The 6,215-nt window shown below is 40.7% G+C and carries 7 protein-coding genes; all 7 read right to left on the bottom strand.

Annotated elements, in window-relative coordinates; genetic code table 11:
* Window positions 1-66 precede the first annotated feature (66 nt).
* The 7 genes from atpC to atpE all read right to left on the bottom strand — a co-directional run bounded on the left by atpC (window position 67) and on the right by atpE (window position 6,196).
* Window positions 67-468 carry a F0F1 ATP synthase subunit epsilon gene (gene atpC, locus VF726_RS27855; protein ID WP_000847215.1) on the bottom strand — a complete coding sequence of 134 codons (402 nt, stop codon included), beginning with the start codon at window positions 466-468 and terminating at the stop codon, window positions 67-69.
* A 20-nt stretch (window positions 469-488) separates the two neighbouring features.
* Window positions 489-1,895 carry a F0F1 ATP synthase subunit beta gene (gene atpD / locus VF726_RS27850; protein WP_440173440.1) on the bottom strand — a complete coding sequence of 469 codons (1,407 nt, stop codon included), beginning with the start codon at window positions 1,893-1,895 and terminating at the stop codon, window positions 489-491.
* A 239-nt stretch (window positions 1,896-2,134) separates the two neighbouring features.
* Window positions 2,135-2,995, bottom strand: coding sequence for a F0F1 ATP synthase subunit gamma (gene atpG / locus VF726_RS27845; RefSeq protein WP_063222513.1), 861 nt, complete (start codon window positions 2,993-2,995; stop codon window positions 2,135-2,137).
* Window positions 2,996-3,282: 287 nt separating this feature from the next.
* Entirely contained in the window at window positions 3,283-4,791 is a 1,509-nt protein-coding gene (gene atpA / locus VF726_RS27840) for a F0F1 ATP synthase subunit alpha (RefSeq protein ID WP_000027521.1), read from the bottom strand.
* A gap of 11 nt (window positions 4,792-4,802) precedes the next feature.
* Window positions 4,803-5,345, bottom strand: coding sequence for a F0F1 ATP synthase subunit delta (gene atpH / locus VF726_RS27835; protein WP_427229865.1), 543 nt, complete (start codon window positions 5,343-5,345; stop codon window positions 4,803-4,805).
* Entirely contained in the window at window positions 5,342-5,848 is a 507-nt protein-coding gene (gene atpF, locus VF726_RS27830) for a F0F1 ATP synthase subunit B (RefSeq protein ID WP_001142621.1), read from the bottom strand. The genes atpH and atpF overlap by 4 nt, the downstream gene beginning before the upstream one ends.
* A 129-nt stretch (window positions 5,849-5,977) precedes the next feature.
* Complete coding sequence (gene atpE / locus VF726_RS27825) at window positions 5,978-6,196, bottom strand: F0F1 ATP synthase subunit C (RefSeq protein WP_000052064.1); 219 nt, start codon at window positions 6,194-6,196, stop codon at window positions 5,978-5,980.
* Window positions 6,197-6,215 lie beyond the last annotated feature (19 nt).

Below are 6,215 nucleotides of genomic sequence, written 5' to 3'. Positions count from 1 at the left end.
AAAAAAAAAAAAAAAAAAAAAAAAAAAAAAAAAAATCCGTAAAGGCCAAAGCCTTTACGGATTTTTTTATTTCATATCAGAAACATTTAAACGGTTCACAGCACGTTGTAATGCCATTTCTGCACGTCTAAAGTCAACATGTGCTTGTTTGTCTTGCATACGTTGCTCAGCACGACGCTTCGCTTCATTTGCACGATGGATATCGATATGGTTTGCTTCTTCAGCAGATGATGATAATACAGTTACTTTATCTGGACGAACTTCGATAAAGCCACCGCTTACTGCTACATAATCAGTGTGTCCACCATTTTTCAGACGAACTGCACTAATTTTTAATGGTGCAACAGTTGGAATGTGACCTGGTAAGATCCCCATTTCCCCACTCTCTGCTTTTACACTTACCATTTCTACTTCTTTTTCGTAAACCGGTCCATCAGGAGTTACAATACTGACTGGAAATGTCTTCATACTTCGTCCCTCCTAAGGCCTTACGCCATCATTTTCTTCGCGTTCTCAATAACTTCTTCAATGCCACCAACTAAGCGGAATGCATCTTCTGGAAGGTCATCATATTTTCCTTCTAGAATTTCTTTGAAGCCACTAACTGTATTTTTTACAGGTACGTAAGAACCTTTTTGACCCGTAAACTGCTCAGCTACGTGGAAGTTTTGAGATAAGAAGAATTGAATACGACGAGCACGATGTACAACTAACTTATCTTCTTCAGATAACTCATCCATACCTAAGATAGCGATGATATCTTGAAGCTCTTTGTAACGTTGTAAAGTTTGCTGCACTTGACGTGCTACTTCATAATGCTCTTCTCCTACGATTTCTGGAGAAAGTGCACGAGATGTAGATGCTAATGGATCTACGGCTGGGTAAATACCCATTTGCGTTAAACGACGCTCTAAGTTTGTTGTTGCATCTAAGTGAGCGAACGTTGTAGCTGGTGCTGGGTCAGTATAGTCATCGGCTGGTACATATACCGCTTGGATAGACGTGATAGACCCTTTATTTGTAGATGTAATACGCTCTTGTAATTGACCCATTTCTGTTGCAAGTGTTGGTTGGTAACCTACCGCAGATGGCATACGACCAAGAAGGGCAGATACTTCAGAACCTGCTTGCGTGAAACGGAAGATGTTATCGATGAACAGAAGTACGTCTTGTCCTTGCTCATCACGGAAATGCTCAGCCATTGTTAAACCTGTTAACGCAACACGTTGACGTGCTCCAGGTGGCTCGTTCATTTGTCCGAATACCATCGCAGTTTTCTTAATTACGCCAGAATCGCTCATTTCGTGGTATAAGTCATTACCCTCACGAGTACGCTCACCTACACCAGCGAATACAGAGATACCACCGTGCTCTTGTGCGATGTTATTGATTAACTCCTGAATTAATACTGTTTTACCTACACCGGCACCACCGAATAGACCGATTTTACCACCCTTAATGTAAGGAGCAAGTAAGTCTACTACTTTAATACCAGTTTCAAGAATTTCTACTTTAGTAGATAATTCTTCAAATGCAGGTGCTTGACGGTGAATTGGATCACGACGTACATCCGCAGAAACATCACCATCTAAGTCAATTGCATCACCTAATACGTTAAATACACGACCAAGTGTTGCATCACCAACTGGTACAGAGATTGCTTTACCAGTATCTTCTACTTCTGTGCCACGAACAAGTCCATCTGTGGAAGACATCGCAACTGTACGAACTGTATCATCACCTAAATGAAGTGCAACTTCAAATGTTAGGTTCATGCTTCCGTTTTCATTGCTTTGTTTTACCGTAAGGGCGTTGTAGATTTCTGGTAGCTTTCCGCCATCAAACTTAACGTCTACAACCGGACCCATGATTTGCGTAACGCGCCCTTTATTCATCGGGTTCCCTCCTAGCTTTCTTTTAATTAGCCAGCTTTCTAAGAGAAGTCGGCTTTTAATTTTTTATTAGTTTAGCTTATGCGACTCTTTTGACAGAGCCGCTTCCACTTTTTATTGAATCTAGTTCCAGCGGCTAGAACAGTCGGTCATTTCGCGCCTTCCTACGAGGCCAAAAGCGCCTCTTCGTCAGGAGCTCCAATGCCCTCCTGTTCTGGACGAGCCGCTTCCACTTTTTATTACTATTCTAACGCTGCCGCTCCACCAACGATTTCCGTAATTTCTTGCGTAATCGCTGCTTGACGTGCACGGTTGAATGAAAGTGTAAGTGAATCGATAACTTCCATTGCGTTGTCTGTAGCACTCTTCATTGCTGTCATACGCGCCGCGTGCTCACTTGCTTTACCGTCTAGTAATGCACCGTACACTAAGCTTTCTGCGTATTGTGGCAATAGTACTTTTAAAATTTCTTCTTCAGAAGGTTCGAATTCATAAGCTGTCGTCGGTTTGTCAGACGCCACATCAGTAAGCGGTAAAATTTTATTTTCCGTTACTTCTTGTGAAATTTTACTTACGTAATGGTTGTAGTAAATGTACAGCTCATCATAAGCACCATCTGCGAACATCGCAATTGCTCGAGAAGCAAGATCTTTAATATCAGTAAATGATGGGTGGTCAGATAATCCAACTACTTCATCAATGATGTTAAAGCCGCGACGTTTTAAATAATCACGTCCTAGTCGTCCAAGCACAATAATTGAATATTGGTTTGAATCCATATTATGACGTTCACGAACTACGTTACTTACCGTACGTAATACGTTACTGTTATAACCACCTGCTAGTCCGCGATCAGATGTAATAACGATGTATCCTGTACGCTTTACAGGACGCGCATTTAGCATTGGATGATTAATTCCTTTACTTCCTTGCGCAATGCTCGCTACTACTTCTTGAATCTTTTCCATATACGGAACGAAAGATTTAGCATTTTGCTCTGCACGGTTTAACTTAGATGCAGATACCATCTCCATCGCTTTCGTAATTTGACTCGTTTTCTTTGTCGAGGTAATCTTCGCTTTTATATCGCGTAAAGATGCCACAGGTTTTCACCACCTTTTTTCCGGAAGTTGGCACGATTAGTAAGAATCCTCTTCCTAATCTACGTTGCAAGATATTCTTGCTCATGATTGAAGGAAAAGAATAGGTGCACCTACTCTTTTCCTTTACATAACCGTCAGCAATCTCAGAGCCCGAGATGCTTTTATATATTATCTAGCTCCAGCGGCTTGAATGCTCGGTGGCTTCACTTCTTCCTGCGAGGCAAAGACCGCCTCTTCGTCAGAAGCTCCATCCCCCTCACATTCAGGACGAGCCGCTTACGCTTTTATTATTCAGAAGCTACGAATACTTTTTTAAATCCGTTGATTGCTGCTGCAAATTTGTCGTCATCCGCAAGTTTCTTAGTTGTGCGGATTTCTTCTAATAAGTCAGTTGCATTTGAATCTAACCAAGCATGGAATTCTTCTTCGAAACGAGTGATATCTACTACTGGGATATCATCTAGGAATCCACGTGTTAAAGCGTAAAGAATGATAACTTGTTTCTCTACACGTAACGGTTTGTGTAATCCTTGTTTTAATACCTCAACTGTACGAGCACCACGGTTTAGTTTCGCTTGAGTTGCTTTATCAAGGTCAGAACCGAACTGAGCGAACGCTTCTAACTCACGGTAAGATGCAAGGTCAAGACGAAGTGTACCTGATACTTTACTCATTGCTTTAATCTGAGCAGATCCACCTACACGAGATACAGAAGTACCCGCATCGATCGCTGGACGTACGCCAGAGAAGAATAGGTCAGATTGTAAGAAGATTTGTCCATCCGTAATCGAGATTACGTTTGTTGGGATGTATGCTGATACGTCCCCTGCTTGTGTTTCGATGAAAGGTAGTGCAGTTAAAGAACCGCCGCCTCTTGCATCACTTAATTTTGCTGCACGCTCTAATAAGCGAGAATGTAAGTAGAATACATCCCCTGGATAAGCTTCACGACCTGGAGGACGACGTAATAGTAATGACAGCTCACGGTAAGCTGCTGCTTGTTTTGATAAGTCATCATATACTACTAATACGTGTTTACCATTGTACATGAACTCTTCACCCATTGTTACACCAGCGTAAGGAGCTAAGTATAATAATGGAGCTGGTTGAGAAGCAGATGCAGTTACAACGATTGTGTACTCTAATGCACCATGCTTACGTAGTGTTTCTACTACGTTACGTACAGTTGATTCTTTTTGTCCGATAGCTACGTAGATACAAATCATATCTTCATCTTTTTGGTTAATGATTGTATCAAGTGCAACTGCTGTTTTACCTGTTTGACGGTCACCAATGATTAACTCACGTTGACCACGACCAATTGGTACAAGAGCGTCGATCGCTTTAATACCTGTTTGAAGTGGCTCATGAACAGATTTACGATCCATTACACCTGGTGCTGGACTTTCGATTGGACGAGTGTTTGTTGTATTGATTGGGCCTAAACCATCAACTGGTTGACCTAATGGGTTTACAACACGACCGATTAGTTCTTTTCCTACTGGTACTTGCATGATGCGACCAGTACGACGAACTTCGTCACCTTCACGGATTTCTGTGTAAGGTCCTAAAATGATAATACCTACGTTGTTTTCCTCTAAGTTTTGTGCTAGTCCCATAACGCCGTTAGAGAACTCTACAAGCTCACCAGCCATAACGTTATCAAGACCATGAGCACGCGCGATACCGTCACCAACTTGGATAACTGTACCAACATCACTAACTTCGATTTCAGACTGATAGTTCTCGATTTGTTGCTTTATCAGTGCGCTAATTTCTTCAGCTCTGATGCTCATGTGCTTCACCCCTATCTATTCTTCATTAATTCACGCTGAATACGTGCTAATTTTCCTTGTAAACTTCCATCATAAATGCGATTTCCAATGCGTACTTTAATGCCGCCTAGTAAATCTTCATCTACAACATTTTTCACGCGAATAGCATCTTTTCCCGTTCGCTTTGCAAATGCTTCTGCAACGTTAAGCTTCTCTTCCTCTGATAGAAGACGAGTAGAATATACAGTTGCATCCGCTACGTTACGTTCTTCATTAGCAAGAACAACATATTCATCTGCAATTTCAGGTAAGATATCGATACGCTTGTTATCAATTAAAATATATAACGTATTTAAAATAGATTCAGAAACAGATCCGAATACGTTTGCAAGAAACGTTTTCTTCTGCTCTTTTGAAATGTTCGGTTGCGTTAAAAAGCTATGTAGTTCTCCGTTCTTTACAAAAACGTTTTGTACAAGGCGTAATTCCTCTTCAAACATTTCTAATACGTGTTTTTCTTTTGCAATTTTAAAAAGAGCGACAGCATAACGTTTTGCTACAATCCCATTGCTCATCGCGCTTCTCCTACTTCTTTAATATAATCGCGAATTAACTTCACTTGATCTTCTTCTTTTAATTCTTTTTCAATTACTTTAGAAGCAATTTGAACAGATAAAGAAGCGACTTGTTCTTGTAAAGCAGCAATCGCTTGCTCTTTTTCGCGTTGAATTTCTTGTACAGCAGATGCTTTAATTGATTCTGCTTCTTCTTTCGCAGCAGCAACAATAACATCTTTTTGATCTACAGCTTGTTTTTTCGCTCTTTCGATTAACTCTTGTGCTTCAACACGTGATTGTTTTAACATTTCACGTTGTTCTTCTACTAACTTCTTCGCTTCAGCGTTACTTCTTTCTGCGGCGTCGATTTCATTAGTAACATGCTCTTCACGTTCTTTCATAATTCCCATTAAAGGACCCCACGCAAATTTGCGTAGCATTACTAATAGAAGTAAGAAAATGAACAATGTATAAGCAATCGTTCCAAATGGAACGGCAGCCCCTAATAATAAAGTTGGCACAAGGATTCACTCCCTTCAAAATATCTAAATTGATCATATGAAAAAAAAAGACATACGTTTCGTTCATAAAGCAATGGCGAAGAAAGTTCGGAAAAACACTCTTCGCCATCTATGTAAGGGGAGTCTCCCTTATTTGTTCATTACGATGAAAGCAATAACTACACCGATGATTGGAAGTGCCTCAACTAAAGCAACCCCGATGAACATAATTGTTTGAAGTGCGCCTTTTAATTCTGGTTGACGAGCAACACCTTCGATTGTACGTGATACGATAAGACCGTTACCAATACCTGCACCTAATGCTGATAAACCAATTGCAATTGCAGCTGCGATTACACCTAAACTCATTTAATTTGTCCTCCTTTGT

The organism is Bacillus sp. Brlt_9 (assembly GCF_051948935.1).
Classification (GTDB): Bacteria; Bacillota; Bacilli; order Bacillales; family Bacillaceae_G; genus Bacillus_A.
Note: the sequence above shows the minus strand (reverse complement) of the source record. Positions and strands in the feature narration are given on the sequence as shown.

Bases quoted from the DNA above. Each gene is read 5' to 3' on its own strand.
- atpA (WP_000027521.1), bottom strand. From the start codon at position 4,791: ATGAGCATCAGAGCTGAAGAAATTAGCGCACTGATAAAGCAACAAATC.
- atpH (WP_427229865.1), bottom strand. From the start codon at position 5,345: ATGAGCAATGGGATTGTAGCAAAACGTTATGCTGTCGCTCTTTTTAAA.
- atpC (WP_000847215.1), bottom strand. From the start codon at position 468: ATGAAGACATTTCCAGTCAGTATTGTAACTCCTGATGGACCGGTTTAC.
- atpD (WP_440173440.1), bottom strand. From the start codon at position 1,895: ATGAATAAAGGGCGCGTTACGCAAATCATGGGTCCGGTTGTAGACGTT.
- atpE (WP_000052064.1), bottom strand. From the start codon at position 6,196: ATGAGTTTAGGTGTAATCGCAGCTGCAATTGCAATTGGTTTATCAGCA.